Genomic DNA, 15,058 nt, shown 5'->3' on the forward strand with positions numbered 1-15,058 from the left:
ATTTCCTTATTGAAATGGAATTCCTATGATGGGTGAACTTGAAATAGCAAAATCATTTTGAGGAATTAAACCGCTGCAGTAAGCTTTTCTACCTGCTTGAATGGATAAGGAAAATGCTTTTGCCATTTCAATGGGGTCATGAGCGTCTGAAATTGCTGTATTTAAAAGTACGGCGTCCATTCCAAGTTCTAATGCATAAGCAGCATGACTTGGTGCTCCTAGTCCTGCATCAATAATAATTTTAATTTCAGGAAATCTTTCTCTTAAAATCTTTAAATGAAAAGGATTCATAATTCCTTTTCCAGATCCAATGGGAGAGGCCCAAGGCATTAAAACTTTACAACCTAAGTTAACAAGTTCTTTTGCAATCACTAAGTCTTCTGTCATATAAGGAAAAATACAAAAATCTTGTTTTATAAGTTGTTCTGTTGCTTTTAGTAATTCATAGGGATTAGGTTGTAAGGTAAGACTATCTCCAAATATTTCTAATTTAATCCAATTTGTCTCAAATATTTCTCTAGACATAAGAGCTGTTGTTACAGCATCTTTAGCTTGGTAACAGCCAGAAGTATTAGGTAGTATTTTTAAATTTAATGATTTTATGGTTTCCCAAAATGTATTTTTTTCAGATACATTTGGTGAAAGTCTTCTTAAAGAAACTGTAATAATTTCTGAGTTTGAAGCCATAACAGATTCTTTTAAAACTTTAAGTGAGGTATACTTGGCGCTTCCAATAAGAAAACGTGAAGTAAAATTTTCACCATATAAATTTAACATTTAGCCTCCTTCATAAGGTGTAACAATTTCAATATCATCATTGTTTTTTAGAACGATATTTGATATTTTATTCTTTGGAACAAAGACTCGATTTAAAGAAATAGCAACACCTTGGATATTAATATTTTCCTTATCTAGTAAATTTTTTATAGAATAAATTTCATTATCATAAAATTTTTCTACACCATTTATTTTTAATTTTAATTTATCCATAATTTCTCCAATAAATATTTATCAATATTATTATTTGTATTTTTAAATTTAAAATCATCTAAATATTTACAAAAAATATTTGCTATTGCTGGTGAAATTGTAATTCCGTTTCGATATAACCCATTAATGTAATAAACATCGTTTATTTTGTGAATTTGTGGTGATCCATTTTCAAAAGTAGGTCTTAAATTTACTCTTTGTTCTAATATATGAGCCTCTAAAAATCCTTTATCAAAATGAGTCGCTACACTTAATAATTCCAATAAAGATTCCACTGTCATGGGTTTTATACATTCTGATTCATGACTGGTTGCACCAATAATATATTTATGATTTCCTCGTGGGACAATATAAACAGGATATCGTAAATGCATTAAACGAATAATAGAATGAATATTAACAAGGGGGGCTTCCACAAGTAATAAAGAGCCACGCACACCTCTTAAAAGATTGAGATTTGCCTTAAATTCTTTTTTACATCCCATTCCCGTTGTATTAATAACAATATCAAATTCATAATTGCCTTCGTTTGTAGATATTTTATTTTTACTAAAATGGTTTACTTTTGTATTTGCAAAAAAATTTAAATTATTTTTTTTAAAAAATAAATTACTACGCTCTAAAAATGCTCTTGGATCTATGCTTGCTTCATTTGGTAAATAATATCCAGCTGAGTAATTTTCGGAATAATTACCAATCAACTGCTCCTTGTTTAAATCATTTATTTCTTTATAATTAATATTTATATTTCTCATTTTAAGACGACTTAGGGCATTGTCTAATTTGTATTTTTCTCTATAAAGAGCTAAATGAGCTGTTCCATTTCTCATAAAGAGATCACTCGAATTTATAGAGTTTAATATTTCAGGCCAAAGATCTAATGAGTACAATCCTAATTCAAAAACCAAATCGGTAGATTCCGTTGCTTCTGACCATGGTGCAAGCATTCCTGCTGCTGTAGCTGCGCAAGAATGGCTTGATAAAATGTCATCTTTTTCAAAAAGTGAAATAGGATAATTCTTTTTTAGAAGTTCAATTGCTATAAGGCGCCCCATAATACCAGCACCTATAATTCCAATTTTCACTTATGTTACCTCTTTCTTTTTATATCTTTTTATCTTCATAAATTTGAGAACTGATTCTCATAGAACAAAATCGAGGACCACACATAGAGCAATAAGGTGTATGTAAGTTTTTTTCTTCTGGTAAAGACTCATCATGATGTTTGCGAGCTGTTTCAGGATCTAATGATAAATGAAATTGGTCTTCCCAGTGAAAATGGTAACGAGCATATGATAACGCGTCATCTCTACTTCGTGCTGCGGGATGTCCTTTGGCAAGATCCGAAGCATGGGCAGCTATTTTATATGCGATGAGTCCTTGTTTTACATCATCTTTATTGGGTAATCCCAGGTGTTCCTTTGGTGTAACGTAACAAAGCATAGCGCATCCATACCATCCTATCACAGCGGCACCAATTGCGCTTGTAATATGATCATATCCAGGAGCAAAGTCGGTTGTTAGAGGTCCAAGCGTATAAAAAGGAGCTTCATGACAATATTCAAATTGTTTTTCCATATTTTCTTGAATTAAATGTAAAGGAACATGACCAGGTCCTTCAATCATTGTTTGTACATCATAATTCCATGCTATTTTTGTAAGTTCACCAAGGGTTTTTAGTTCTGCAAATTGGGCTTCATCATTTGCGTCTGCAATGGAGCCAGGGCGAAGTGCATCACCAAGAGAAAATGAAATATCGTAATGACGCATGATTTCACAAAGCTCTTTAAAATGGGTATAAATAAAATTTTCTTTATGATGTGTTGTGCACCATTTTGCCATAATGGCACCGCCACGAGAGACAATTCCTGTCATTCTATTTTTTGTTAATTGCACATGAGGTAACAATATACCGGCATGCACTGTAAAGTAATCCACTCCTTGTTCTGCTTGTTCTATAATAACATCTCGATATACATTCCAATTTAAATCTTCAATATTGCCACCAACTTTCTCTAATGCTTGGTACATCGGAACTGTTCCAACTGGAATTGGTGAGTTTCTTAAGATCCATTCTCTTGTTTCTTTAATATTTTTTCCCGTAGAGAGATCCATTATCGTATCTGCTCCCCAGCGAAGAGACCATAGTAACTTTTCTAATTCTCCTTCAATTGAAGAATGAATTGCCGAATTTCCTATATTTGCATTTACTTTTGTTAAAAAAGATCTGCCAATAATCATGGGCTCAACTTCGGGATGATTTATATTAGAGGGAATAATAGCTCTTCCAGAAGCAATTTCTTTTCTGACAAATTCTGGAGTAATGATTTCAGGAATTGTAAAATGTTTATTTCTGCTTTTTAAACGATTTTCTCTTTCTAAGTTTTTTTCAAATAAAATTTCATTTTTTTGAGACTCTCTTATGGCAACGAATTCCATTTCTTCTGTAATAATTCCTTTTTTTGCATAAGAAATTTGACTCGTAGAACCATGAATTGGTTTTCTTTTTAATAACCATTCTTTTCTTAAAGGGTGTAGTCCTTCTTTGATATTAATATTGGTATCTTCATCTGAGTAAGGGCCTGAAGAATCATAAACATATAATTTTTTTTCTTGATCTTTTTTCTTATTTCCTAAAATTTTTATTTCACGCATAGGAACTTTTATATTGTTATAAATCGTTCCATTAATATAATTTTTTTTGCTTTCTGGCTGGTCTTTAAAAATTTCTTTTGGATTAAAATTATCAAAAATTTCCACCTGGTGATTCCTTTATTTAAAAAATTTTTTGGAAATCCAGCTAAAATTATGGAAAAGAAAACAAAGATGTGTTTAATTGATTTTAGGTAAAAATTTTGCTTTTGCGCTGCATGAAAACCAAAATTTTTAAAATGTTTATGTAAGGCTTTATTAAACAAAACTTATCACTCTTCCTACGCTGGCATAATCCAGATCAGGTTCCAAGAGTTTAGCTGAAATAGCAATCTCAGCCCTGTAAGGGCTCCTCTGGTGATCAAGAATTTTATAACTTTAATTTTTTAGGATGTCTAGTCATGAAAATCGAAGACGACTATAAGTATTATGATAAAGCCTTAACAATTGCAGGATCGGATTCGGGAGGAGGAGCAGGGATTCAAGCCGATTTAAAAACATTTCATGAATTTAAGTGCTATGGAGCTTCTGTCGTAACAGCTGTTACTTCTCAAAATACTTTAGGGGTTTATGATATACATGAAATTCCAAAAAAGATTATCATCTCTCAATTAGATTGTGTATTAGGCGATATTGGATTTGATGCAATTAAAATAGGTATGCTTTTTTCGAAAGATATTATTGATATTGTTACAGATAAATTATTATCTTATTCTTGTAAAAATATTGTCTTAGACCCTGTTATCTTTTCTAAAAATAATTTTAAATTAATTGAAGATGGTGCTTTAGATAAATTAAAAATAAATTTATTTCCAATTTCAGATATTTTAACTCCTAATTTACCTGAAGCTGAAATTATTTTAGGAAAAAAAATCAATTCATTAAATGAAATGAAATATGCTGCCATTGAATTGTTATCCATGGGTCCTAAATCTGTAATTATTAAAGGAGGGCATTTTCATGATTCATCGGTTTCTCCTGATTGTTTGGCAATGCGCGAAAACTCAAAAGTGAAAATTCTCTGGCTAGAATCCAATAAAATAGAAACTAAAAATTCACATGGAACAGGATGTACGTTTTCGTCCGCCATTACTGCTCATTTAGCAAAAGGTTTTTCAGTAGAAGAATCCTTTCGATTTGCTAAAAAATATATATCGAACTCACTTTTAAAAGGATCTTTATATAAGATTGGAAATGGAATGGGGCCTGTTTGTCATTTTCAAGACTAGTTTAAAAATTATTATGATAAAATAAAAAATATAAATTCTTTTTGCCAGTTAGATAATTCCATTATATATTGCTGTTACAGTTTAAAATGGCGAGGAGTTTATATGGGCATAATATTTAGGCAATTAAAAGATCCAACAACTTCAACCTATACTTATATTTTAGGCGATTCCTTAACTAAAGAAGTCGCAATAATAGATTCTGTAAGAGAAAATGTGAATGAATATAAAGAATTGTTATTTAAAAATGATTGGAATTTAAAATATTTAATAGAGACACACACGCATGCAGATCATATAACTGCTATTATGCAACTTAAAAAACATTTTCCATTTTCGGAAGTGATTGTAGGAAAACTTTCGGATGCGACCTATGAAGTAACTCGAGTAAATGATAAAGATTCTAGAAAAATTGGTGGCTATACAATTCAATTTTTTGAAACTCCGGGGCATACAAAAGATTCTGTTTCTATTTTATTTGATAATAATCGTCTAATGACGGGTGATTGTTTATTTATAGGTTCTTGTGGAAGAACTGATTTTCAGCAAGGAAGTATAAAAGAAATGTATTCTTCTTTACAAAAAATTATAAGTTTACATGAAGATACATTAATTTATCCAGGGCATGACTATAACAACCGATTTGTTTCAAATATTAAAGAAGAAAAGTTATTAAATAAAATGATTAAGCTAACAAATTATGATGATTTTGAAAAAGAATTGAATTCATGGAACTTGCCACCACCAAAAAAAATAAGTGAGTCCGTGCCTGCAAATATTTTAGGTGGTTTAGAATGATTTTTTACATGGGAACTACATTCACAGCAGAAGGGCCTTTTTGTCCTTGTTGAATTTGAAACTCGACCTTTTGGCCTTCAGCAAGAGATTTAAAGCCGTTACTATTGATTGCTGAAAAGTGAACAAAAACATCTTTAGAGCCATCATCAGGTGTAATAAAACCAAATCCTTTAGTTTCGTTAAACCACTTTACTGTTCCTTTTATTTTAGCACTACTATCCATATTTTTCGAACCTCCAAATGATACTGTAATCAGTATATATAAAATGATTTGTTTTGTAAACGATTTTCATTTTTTAAAAATTTATTTTAATAGAAAAATGGAATAAACTATTTTGCATTTTTGATAGATTCTATTCTCAATTTTTTATTTAAAGTTTCCAATTCTCCACTTTTATTCATTTTTTCAACTACAACCTGAACTTTATCTGCTATATCTTTGTAGTTTTTATTTATATAATGATATAAATCTATTCTTCCTGTTAAGGGTTTAGATAAAGGTTTAATTTTATCACTTTGTTTTAATCTTTTTAAAATAATTAATGCATTATATTCATCGGTAATAAATAAATCAATATGATCTTTTAAATTCATTTCTATCAATTGTTCTAATGTATTCACAGAAAATACATTTGGCATATTTTTTGTTGCTTTTTCAACATAGACAGAACCTTTTATTATGCCAATTCTGTAGTTTGAAATAGAATTCCAGCCATCAACTTTTATGCTTTTATTTTTTGAAAATGCTTTTAGTTGCATATAATTTATTGCGGGTGTGATTCGAATTAGCATAGGATGCTCTTCTCCAAAGGAAAAAGGTCTATGGACTTCACCTACTACTCTTCCTTGTGTTACTTCTTCAATCGCTCTAAAACCTGGTAAGTCTATAAAATAAACATTTATATTTAGTTTTGAGTATATTTCTTTCAGAATTTTTGATCCTAATATTTGATTTTCCGTATACATGATTTTAGCAATATCAATATTGCCTTGATTTTGTGAATACGAATTTTGAGTAAATAATAATAATAATAGTCTAATAATTAATTTTTTCATGAATCACCAATAGATTTGATAAAGTTAATATATTTGATTTATAATATAGACTTTAATTTATCATATTTTAATTTTTAATGAGATAATTTTTTGGCAATATGAAAATAAACAATTAAAAAAAGGAAAAAAGAATCTCTTTTTTCCTTATAAGGAGTGTTCTATAGTTGTTTCTTTTGTCTTTTTAATCACTCTTTCTCTGTCAATCATGGTATGTAATAATGTAACAGCTGCTGGAGTGATTCCACTAATTCTAGATGCTTGGCCAAGTGTACTTGGATTATGACGTTTTAGCTTTTCTACAACTTCACGAGAAAGGCCACTCACTTTAGCATAATTAAATTCTTTTGGGATCCAAACATGATCAAATGTTTTTAATTTATCACTTAAAGTTTCTTCTCTTTTAATATACCCATCATATTTTACTTCAATTTCAAGACATCTTAAAATACGAAGATCATAATTTGAAATTAGACCTGATTCTCTTAAATTACGTATATTTGTTTCAGGTCTTTTTAAATAAGCTTCTAACGTTACATTATTTGAGACTTCAGGTAATTGGAATGAAGTTAACTTTGCATTTAATTCAGGGGTTGGATTTAACCAAATTCCTTTGATGCGTGCTCTTTCAGACTCCATTTTTTGAATGCGATCTTTAAACTCAACATAGATTTCTTCATTTATTAGCCCAAGTTTTTTTCCATATTCAGAAAGACGGGCGTCAGCGTTGTCTTCTCTTAATTTTAACCTATTTTCTGCACGGCTTGTAAACATACGATAAGGTTCATTTGTTCCAAGAGTTGTAAGATCATCAATTAAAACGCCAATATAGCTTTCTGATCTGCTTAAGATAAAAGGAGCTTTTCCATCTGCTTTTAAAGCAGCATTTATTCCTGCAATTAAACCTTGAGCGGCAGCCTCTTCATAACCCGTTGTGCCGTTTAATTGTCCCGCAAAATATAAATTCGCAATTTTTTTTGTTTCTAGGGTAGGGTGTAACTCTGTAGGTTGAACATAGTCATATTCAATAGCATACCCTGGCTTCATGATAATCACATTTTCAAAACCAGCTATTGTCTTTAAAAAGGCTTCTTGGACATGAATTGGTAAACTCGTGCTAATTCCATTTGGATAAATTTCGTGTGTTTGATAGCCTTCTGGCTCAATAAAAATTTGGTGGCTAATTCTTTCTGGGAATTTTACAACTTTATCTTCAATGCTGGGGCAATAGCGAGGGCCAATCCCCGTTATAATTCCACTATATAATGGAGATAAATGCATGTGGCTGCGGATAACTTCATGTGTTTTTTCATTTGTATGTGTAATGTAACAAGGAACAAGCTTTTGGTTCATTTCTTTTGTTCGCATGCTAAAAGGAACAAAGTCAGGATCGCTATCTTGACGTTCTAGTTTTGAAAAATCAATGGATCGAGCATCGAGACGAGGGGTTGTCCCCGTTTTCATTCTTCCTACTTGAAAGCCATAATCTTTAAGAGCTTGAGCGAGTTCTATACTAGCAGGTTCGCCAGCACGTCCTGCCGTTATGCGTCGTTCACCTATGTGTATCAAACCATTTAAAAAAGTTCCTGTCGTTAAGATAACACAGGAGGAATGAACAGATTGATCAAGTGAAGTATTTACGCCAACAACGGCATTGTTATCAATGATTAAGGAAGCGACAGTATCTTGTAAAATATCTAGATTTGGGGTGTCTTCAAGTGTTTTACGCATATAACTGCGGTAAAGATCCATATCCGCCTGAGCGCGGCTCGACCAAATAGCAGGACCTTTGCTTTTATTTAATACTCGAAATTGAATGCCTGTTTTATCAATAGCAGCACCCATTTCGCCACCTAAAGCGTCGATTTCTTTTACTAAATGTCCTTTAGCTGTACCACCAATGGCAGGATTACAGGACATTTGTCCTATGCGATCTATACTCATTGTGATGAGCAGTGTTTTTTTATTCATGCGTGCGGAAGCAAGGGCTGCCTCGCAACCCGCATGACCACCGCCAACAACAACAACATCATAGTTTAGTGAACGCATAAAAACCCCTGTAATTACTAAGATAAATCGGAGCCCCTGAGATAGCAGACTCTAGATTCAGTTGTATTACCTGTAATCGTGTTACGGTACAAGGGTTATTAAAAAGACGAGAGGAATCATATTAGGAAGGACTGAATTTCTTTATTTATATTTATCAAAAAGTTTTCCTACTGTACCATCTTTTTTCATTTTATCTAAAGTATCATTTAATTTTTTAATTAAAGCATCATCTGTGTCTTTATTGAAAGCGGCATACATTTCTGCTTTTTTAAATGTAAAAAGTGGAACTATTTTTCCTGTTTTTTCCGCTTTAGAAACCCATGGTCCTAATTGGGATCCAGTTGCCCAAAGATCAATTCTACCTGCTTCTAATTTTAAAGCATTTTGTTTTTCATTTGTAGCAAGTTGAATATTTTTACCTTTTACAAAATTTTGCTTTAGCAAATAATCAGAGATGGCATCTTCATTGTAACCACCCACTGAGTATTTACGGGCATCATCCAAGCTATTAATTTTTATAGTACTGCCTTTTTTAGCAAAAAAGACCCAGTCATTGGAAACAAGAGGGCCAACCCATTTAAACAGAGCTTCTCTTTCTGGAGTTCTTGTTGTTGAGTAAACAACCGTATTTTTTTCTTCTAATCCCATTTTATAAGATCTTGCCCATGGAAAAAGTTCAAGTGAATACTCTATTTTTTCTCTTTTTAGAAGTTCTCTCATAACATCTGTCGACATTCCTACAATTTTTCCACCTTCTTCCATATTAAATGGTGGATAGTTTTCCGTAACTAAAACAAGTTTATTGGCAGCAAAAGAAAGTGGAGTTAACAAAATTGAAAAACAAAGAAACAAAAATTTTGTGAAATTTTTTGTAAAATACATAAACTTCCTTTCATAAAGTTACGTGCACTAAATTTTTATCAATTCTAGCATAAATACAATAAAATTTTATGTTATGAAAAAAAAATGACACAAAAATTAATAAAAGTTTTTAGAATTTATAGAGTTCTAAATATTTTTATTTTGTGTTTTTATTTTCAGAGCTTACGTTATATTTTTTTAACAAAGATTTATATTCTACTGTGGTTTTGTATTTTTCCATTGTTTTAGCCAAAGTGGATACAAAATTATCATCGCTAGTTAAAGAAGCTGCTATATATTGCTGATTTATAGAAACAATAAGGGCACATTTTAAAATGGATGGGTCAAAATTATTCATTTTCCAATTATAGCTTGTTACCGAATATCCTGATACAACGGCATCGACTTTATGCAAATTTAATTTTACGGCAAGTTCATTTAAATCTATAGAATCTTCTAGAGGATAATCTTTTAGATGCTCTGCTTCTGAACCGCTTCGTATGATTCCAATGGATTTTAGTTTTTTAAGATCCTCTTTTGTTTTAACAATAATATCAGGTCGGGAAGTAAATACGCAGACAGGGTCATCAAATACTTTTGAAACCCATTTGTATTTAATTTCTCGATCTTTAGTTCTTGATAAAGGTAAAATTAAACTATTTTTCACTTTTTGCAATTCAGATTGTGCCCTAGGCCAAGGAAGTACATTTAAATTTAAATTTTTTACCTGATTTTTGGTTGATTCAGCCAAAAATTCTCCACTTATTCCTTCCAGTTTATTTTTATTAATTATAACTATTGGATTAAGCTTATCCGTCGTAAAGACTTCTATGTTATCAAAGGTAAAAGCTTCTGCGTTGTGAAAAATGAAAAAATTTATCAAATATAAGATAAAAACGTAAAATAAGTGAGCTTTTGTCAATTTTAATTCCATTCTATTTTATAAATTTAAACAATTATTCTTTTATTATTAATAATGAAATATTTTAAATAAATTATAAAAAGTGGCATGTAAAAAAAATGACGGCAGCCTATTTAGCTTTTGAAGCATTAAATTTAATAAGATTAAAATTAAGTTAAAAAAAGATTAAATATTCGTCAATTACTTTTATCCAATTTAAATTATTTGATATTTATTGTAACTATATAATTCATATTATTTTTATTTAAGAGGTAATTTATGAGTTTATTATATTACATTATATTATATTTACCTGTAGTATTGTCGTTTTCTGCATTAAAAGTATATGGAATAATTTTATAATATGAATTTATGAGCTATTCTAAAAATATGCTTTCATTTGAAATGCTTTCGGGTAAAGTTATGTTTTTTTGTTTTAACTCATATTTACTAAAAATAAATTTTCCTTCTTGTAAATAAATTGGATAAATTGAGTTTGGCATTAGTTGTGAGTTTTTCAAAAGTTTTTGTGCTACTTCTGCAGCCGCTATTCCCTGACTAGTGCCTGTTATGACGAGTCCTCCTAATGATTTTTCTTTTCCTACAGCAAAATCCCAAAAAGCAAAAACTGGTTTTTTTGAGTTTTTTGATGACCATTTTAATACTTCTTCGTGATTCACATTTTTATTATTTTCATTTAATGAAAAGTAGAGACCAATAATAATAGCATCGTATTCTTTATTTGCTTTTATAACTAAATTTTTCCAATCTGAAAATTTATTTAAAAGAAAAATATCATATTTAATATCTGAAAATGAAACAGAAGATTGATTATCAAAAAAATCTTTAAAGACAATTTCCGATGTTCTAGCATGATCAAATAAAATTAATACCTTTTTAGCTTGTGGGATTATTTTTTTAATAAAAGCGGCAGATCTTCTGATCAAGGGACGCTCTAAAACGCCCGTCACATATTTTGGTTCTTGATCAAAATAAATTCGAGGATTATCGTTTATCCCTAAGTAAACTGTGCGAATTTGATCTTTTTCAAGTTGAGGTCCTACAAATTTTAAAGCAGGATCATCCCCAAGAATAACTAAAGTAGGCTTTATTTTAGAAATTAAATTTATAGCTTTTATTCCCATTCCTTGATGTTCTTGAGGAGGCAATACTTTTGTATTCATTTCAAAAAATGTAATTTTGTAATCGTTACCTAATGATTTTTTAATTTCATTTGCATAATCTACATCCCATTGAATTTTTTGGCTGTAGCTTTCAACAACAACAATATCTTTTTCTCCGGCAAATACTTGGAAAGTAAAAAAAAGGAAACATATAATAAAAAAAGTATTTTTTCTTTTTTTCATAAACACTCCTTAATTCATATTTTTTTAATTCTTAAAATCTTCGTTTGCCCAAAGAAAAAAAGCATGGCTCCATCCAAGAGGCATTACCCATAATGGCTTTCCTGTGTTTGAATCAATTTGCTCAGAAAAAAAACCTGCTTCATTTGAGGAATTCATTGTTTTTTTAAAGATATCAAATGACAAATCAGCAAAGTGCGGCTCTATTTTAGATAATTCTCTTGCTGCTTGTGCCATCCAAAAACCTGCTAAGACCCAACTATTTCCGCCAATATAATGATCATTTTCATATCTTAACGTTCCCATTTTTGTTGTTAATTTATCGTAACAAAATTCAAAAATAGATAACTTTATACTATCTTCAATTGGAAATTCTGAAAAAGGGAAAATACAAGATAATAATGAAATATCCGCTTGAAGATCTCTATTATTATGTGGATCTACCGCTCTTGCAAAGCGTTTTTGTTTTGACACATACAAGTGATGGTAACAAAAATTTTTGCAAGATTTTAAACCGGAATGAATAAGATCTTGAAGATCAGGAAATAAATTTAAGGAACGATATAGTGCTCCATAAGCTGTAACGTGTGCATAAAAATGTAAGCCATAAATTTCTTCCCAAAGATCAAAACTGTTTACTAAGGAGCCTTTTTCAGAGAAGTCATTAGCTAATTTTTGAATCCCTTTTTTTATAGAATCCAATAAAACTTCATTTTTTTCATAATTTAAATATTCAATCATAGCTGTAATAACAAGACCTAATTGATCCGCCTGTAGCTCACACCAACTTGGGGCTTTATTTCCTTGGCAATCGTATCTTTGAAAAAAATCGCCATGATGACTTTGAACTTTGGCTAAAAATAAAAGAATAGATTTTGCTTCTTTAAACTGATTGCATTTCATAAGGCTTAAAGCGCAAAATGCGGCGTCTCTAGGCCAAACAAACCCATAGCCACCACTATGTTGAAAATCGAGATCACACTCGGGAGCGGCGATAATTCCGCCATTTTCGTCTATTAACGATTTTAAAACTTTTAATGATATTTCTTTTAATAAAAATCTTTTTTGTGGCAATGGTAAATTGGAAATTTTAATAGGAGAGTTATTTTTTAAAATTTGAATTGTTTCATTAACTTCTTTTTCTAATGCAGAATTATCAAAATACATTGACAATCTATATTCTAATTCTTCTTGATTATTTCCAAATCCGTAAAAAATGGAAACTTCGCCTTCATACAACAAGTCATTTTCAATTGATTTTGTAAATACAAGAGGCTGAGTACAAGCAGCAGCATAAACATTTCCCATTTCAATTCTTCTGAATTTATTGGGTTCCGATAAAAAATGATCTACTAATTCTCCTAAAGACTCACTGCTAGAGCTTTGAATAGCTCGTACAGATTGAAAATGAGAGTAACAAGCTCCATTGCAGGCACCAATTCCAACCCAAAAATTTTCTGAAAAAGCAAAAATCATATCTTCGCCTGTTTCTGAATATACCGATTGAAATCTTTTTTCTGAATGCATATTCCAGTTAGATAATAGCCATAAATTTATTTTATGTGATGCATATTCTATTGGAATTGTGAGTTCCCATTTTTCAATAAATGAAGAATGAATTGCTAGACTTTTTTTTCGAATTAAAATTCCACTGTATTTTGGATGTTTTAATTCCCAAGAAACGATAATAATATTTTCATTTGGGCAAAAAGAAAATTGAATTTGATCGCGTGCAGGATCTAGCCAAATACTTTCCCCATTAATAGCTAATCCACAAATAGAAAAATTTAAATGGGAATGTCTACTATCTTTAAAGGGCCAAAATAAGCCCTTTAGTTGACCATCTTCACCGAGGCAGGCGAGGAGTTTTTCCGAGGCGGTGATACTTGAGTAGTTTTCTCGCATTCTAGATTTTCTCCAGCTGTTTCTTTATTCAATATTTCAATATTTTTTTGTGCTAAATTTTTAATTCTTAATTTTTCAGCACACTTTATTTCAAGATCTTCTAGTATATTGACATAATCGAGGTAGGCTTCGTAGGGGCTGTCAAAAGGGCTAAAGTATTTATGCACATCTCCATCGCTAGACCATTTAATGCACATGTAATAAAAATGATCGCTTGTTAATAATTTACGCCATTCTTCTATTATTTCTTTATCATCTAGTAACATGATTTCTGTTTTTAATTTATAAACTCTTTGAATAGCATCCTCTTGTATTCTGTTACCTAACCAAGCTGAAATATCTCTTTCTGTATCCGCCCAACTTAGTGGACGATCGACATTCATAGGTGCCCGTGAAGAGAAATTTTGTGCCGTTTCACTGACTGTCATAAATTGAAAACGTGAATCAAAAGCCATATTTGTTACAAAATGATCTAGGAATTCAAATATTCCCGTATCAGCCCATTGGTGTTCACCAAAAGTTTCATAATCCATAAAGAGTCCTATAAATTCATGGTTCCCATCTAAAAGCTTTTCCAGCCAGGAATGATATTTATCTGCAGTTAATGGCCAAGATTCCCAACCTCGGTTTGAAAATCGAAAGGCTAAATCATCAGATAATTTATAGCTTTTAGGCAATAATTTAAGTTCCGATATTTCAGGATGATGAAAAACATGATGCGTATTCCAGCCTTCGGGAATAAACGGTTCCCAACCTTCAAGTAAACATACTTGAAATCCAGCTTTATGAATTAGTCTTCCAATATTATCTGAATAAATTAATTCTGTATTTCTAAAAGCTTTAGGTTCTACATTAAATAATTTTTTTAATTTATTTTTTTGAATTTTTATTTGTGAAAAAAATTCTTCTTCGTCCCACAAGGCTGCTAAGCTATGATGAGACGTTTCACAAATGATTTCAGCATTAGGTAACGAAATTATGTCTTGATATAACTCTAAAAGTTTTGGGTCGTATAATTCACATTGCTCTAAAAATGTTCCAGACATTGAAAACGTTACTTTAAAATCATTAGGATGTCTTTTTAATAATGATGCTAACAAAAGTCCTGCTGGCCAGTAACATTTTTTTGCTACTTTTTCAAAAATACTTTTATTAGAAGAGTCGTTAAAATATGAATTATGTTTACTTATATCTTTAATTCTATAATGATTAATACGAAATGGTTGATGAACTTCAAAGTAAAAACAAATCGCTACCAT

The 15,058-nt window shown here is 30.7% G+C and carries 14 protein-coding genes and 1 riboswitch; of the genes, 2 read left to right on the forward strand and 12 right to left on the reverse strand.

Annotated features, from left to right (window positions below):
- Window positions 1–6: 6 nt before the first annotated feature.
- Genes GCL60_RS01045 through thiC form a run of 4 tightly spaced genes read right to left on the reverse strand, consistent with a single transcriptional unit; the run spans window position 7 to window position 3,750 of the window.
- Complete coding sequence (locus tag GCL60_RS01045) at window positions 7–777, reverse strand: thiazole synthase (protein WP_153418001.1); 771 nt, start codon at window positions 775–777, stop codon at window positions 7–9.
- Window positions 778–990, reverse strand: a complete 213-nt coding sequence (gene thiS, locus GCL60_RS01050; RefSeq protein WP_153418002.1) for a sulfur carrier protein ThiS — start codon at window positions 988–990, stop codon at window positions 778–780. It abuts the gene before it with no gap.
- A complete protein-coding gene (locus GCL60_RS01055; RefSeq protein ID WP_153418003.1) occupies window positions 978–2,075 on the reverse strand; it encodes an FAD-dependent oxidoreductase in 1,098 nt (365 codons plus the stop codon). Before GCL60_RS01055 ends, thiS begins: the two co-directional genes overlap by 13 nt.
- 19 nt (window positions 2,076–2,094) lie before the next feature.
- Window positions 2,095–3,750, reverse strand: a complete 1,656-nt coding sequence (gene thiC, locus GCL60_RS01060; protein WP_153418004.1) for a phosphomethylpyrimidine synthase ThiC — start codon at window positions 3,748–3,750, stop codon at window positions 2,095–2,097.
- Window positions 3,751–3,902: 152 nt separating this feature from the next.
- Window positions 3,903–4,008: riboswitch (TPP riboswitch) on the reverse strand.
- A 35-nt stretch (window positions 4,009–4,043) separates the two neighbouring features.
- On the opposite strand from thiC, the gene thiD reads away from it, so the two are divergent.
- Together thiD and GCL60_RS01070 are read left to right on the forward strand one after the other, a co-directional pair.
- Window positions 4,044–4,871: a bifunctional hydroxymethylpyrimidine kinase/phosphomethylpyrimidine kinase gene (thiD, locus tag GCL60_RS01065; RefSeq protein ID WP_153418005.1), complete on the forward strand. Its 828-nt coding sequence runs from the start codon at window positions 4,044–4,046 to the stop codon at window positions 4,869–4,871.
- A gap of 102 nt (window positions 4,872–4,973) precedes the next feature.
- Window positions 4,974–5,666 (forward strand): MBL fold metallo-hydrolase, encoded by a 693-nt coding sequence (locus GCL60_RS01070; protein WP_153418006.1) that lies wholly within the window; start codon window positions 4,974–4,976, stop codon window positions 5,664–5,666.
- 4 nt (window positions 5,667–5,670) lie between these two features.
- Here the strand turns inward: GCL60_RS01070 and cspE are convergent, their stop codons facing one another.
- The 8 genes from cspE to GCL60_RS01110 form a co-directional block, all read right to left on the reverse strand.
- Window positions 5,671–5,889, reverse strand: coding sequence for a transcription antiterminator/RNA stability regulator CspE (gene cspE / locus GCL60_RS01075; protein WP_153418007.1), 219 nt, complete (start codon window positions 5,887–5,889; stop codon window positions 5,671–5,673).
- Between the two features lie 107 nt (window positions 5,890–5,996).
- Window positions 5,997–6,722, reverse strand: a complete 726-nt coding sequence (locus tag GCL60_RS01080) for a substrate-binding periplasmic protein (RefSeq protein ID WP_153418008.1) — start codon at window positions 6,720–6,722, stop codon at window positions 5,997–5,999.
- A 144-nt stretch (window positions 6,723–6,866) separates the two neighbouring features.
- On the reverse strand, window positions 6,867–8,768 hold the full coding sequence (gene mnmG / locus GCL60_RS01085) for a tRNA uridine-5-carboxymethylaminomethyl(34) synthesis enzyme MnmG (protein WP_153418009.1): 1,902 nt from the start codon (window positions 8,766–8,768) through the stop codon (window positions 6,867–6,869).
- 141 nt (window positions 8,769–8,909) lie between these two features.
- On the reverse strand, window positions 8,910–9,650 hold the full coding sequence (locus GCL60_RS01090) for a substrate-binding periplasmic protein (protein WP_153418010.1): 741 nt from the start codon (window positions 9,648–9,650) through the stop codon (window positions 8,910–8,912).
- A 136-nt stretch (window positions 9,651–9,786) separates the two neighbouring features.
- The gene (locus tag GCL60_RS01095; protein WP_419964826.1) at window positions 9,787–10,380 is read right to left on the reverse strand and encodes a substrate-binding periplasmic protein; all 594 of its coding nucleotides are present in this window, start codon (window positions 10,378–10,380) and stop codon (window positions 9,787–9,789) included.
- 527 nt (window positions 10,381–10,907) lie between these two features.
- Complete coding sequence (locus GCL60_RS01100) at window positions 10,908–11,897, reverse strand: ABC transporter substrate-binding protein (protein WP_153418012.1); 990 nt, start codon at window positions 11,895–11,897, stop codon at window positions 10,908–10,910.
- Between the two features lie 24 nt (window positions 11,898–11,921).
- Window positions 11,922–13,799 carry a glycoside hydrolase family 15 protein gene (locus tag GCL60_RS01105; protein WP_153418013.1) on the reverse strand — a complete coding sequence of 626 codons (1,878 nt, stop codon included), beginning with the start codon at window positions 13,797–13,799 and terminating at the stop codon, window positions 11,922–11,924.
- Window positions 13,727–15,058: a glycoside hydrolase family 57 protein gene (locus GCL60_RS01110; protein ID WP_153418014.1), complete on the reverse strand. Its 1,332-nt coding sequence runs from the start codon at window positions 15,056–15,058 to the stop codon at window positions 13,727–13,729. The genes GCL60_RS01105 and GCL60_RS01110 overlap by 73 nt, the downstream gene beginning before the upstream one ends.

The sequence above is a fragment of the Silvanigrella paludirubra genome (genome assembly GCF_009208775.1).
Lineage (GTDB): Bacteria > Bdellovibrionota_B > Oligoflexia > Silvanigrellales > Silvanigrellaceae > Silvanigrella > Silvanigrella paludirubra.

Excerpts from the sequence above, each read along its gene's own strand:
- GCL60_RS01045 (WP_153418001.1), bottom strand. The coding sequence starts at position 777 with ATGTTAAATTTATATGGTGAAAATTTTACTTCACGTTTTCTTATTGGA.
- thiS (WP_153418002.1), bottom strand. The coding sequence starts at position 990 with ATGGATAAATTAAAATTAAAAATAAATGGTGTAGAAAAATTTTATGAT.
- thiD (WP_153418005.1), top strand. The coding sequence starts at position 4,044 with ATGAAAATCGAAGACGACTATAAGTATTATGATAAAGCCTTAACAATT.
- GCL60_RS01070 (WP_153418006.1), top strand. The coding sequence starts at position 4,974 with ATGGGCATAATATTTAGGCAATTAAAAGATCCAACAACTTCAACCTAT.
- cspE (WP_153418007.1), bottom strand. The coding sequence starts at position 5,889 with ATGGATAGTAGTGCTAAAATAAAAGGAACAGTAAAGTGGTTTAACGAA.
- GCL60_RS01080 (WP_153418008.1), bottom strand. The coding sequence starts at position 6,722 with ATGAAAAAATTAATTATTAGACTATTATTATTATTATTTACTCAAAAT.
- mnmG (WP_153418009.1), bottom strand. The coding sequence starts at position 8,768 with ATGCGTTCACTAAACTATGATGTTGTTGTTGTTGGCGGTGGTCATGCG.
- GCL60_RS01090 (WP_153418010.1), bottom strand. The coding sequence starts at position 9,650 with ATGTATTTTACAAAAAATTTCACAAAATTTTTGTTTCTTTGTTTTTCA.
- GCL60_RS01100 (WP_153418012.1), bottom strand. The coding sequence starts at position 11,897 with ATGAAAAAAAGAAAAAATACTTTTTTTATTATATGTTTCCTTTTTTTT.
- GCL60_RS01105 (WP_153418013.1), bottom strand. The coding sequence starts at position 13,799 with ATGCGAGAAAACTACTCAAGTATCACCGCCTCGGAAAAACTCCTCGCC.
- GCL60_RS01110 (WP_153418014.1), bottom strand. The coding sequence starts at position 15,058 with ATGGTAGCGATTTGTTTTTACTTTGAAGTTCATCAACCATTTCGTATT.